This is a genomic window from Paenibacillus pasadenensis, from assembly GCF_023715725.1.
Classification (GTDB): domain Bacteria; phylum Bacillota; class Bacilli; order Paenibacillales; family Paenibacillaceae; genus Paenibacillus_O; species Paenibacillus_O pasadenensis_A.
The window spans coordinates 1-286 of the sequence record NZ_JAMBOT010000084.1 but is presented as its reverse complement, the minus strand read 5'-3'; the positions used below and the strand labels follow the sequence as shown (position 1 = coordinate 286).

1 rRNA gene is annotated in these 286 nt (G+C 55.2%); it reads right to left on the bottom strand.

Features of this window, described 5'->3' with window-relative positions:
* Positions 1-286: ribosomal RNA gene (locus M3223_RS24100) — 23S ribosomal RNA — on the bottom strand; the annotation flags it as partial.

Here is a 286-nt window from a genome sequence, read left to right as displayed (position 1 = left end):
CCTTAACGAGAGTTATTCCGCGCGCCTTAGCATGCTCTGCTCGCCTACCTGTGTCGGTTTGCGGTACGGGCACCTTCGCCTGGCTAGAGGCTTTTCTTGGCAGCCGGAGATCATGACCTTCGGTACTATAATTTTCCCTCCCCATCACAGCCCAGCCTTACGGTTTGCGGATTTGCCAACAAACCAGCCTCACTGCTTGGACGGACACATCCATCGGTCCGCGTCACTACCCTTCTGCGTCACCCCATTGCTCATAACGGCTTACGGTGGTACAGGAATATCAACC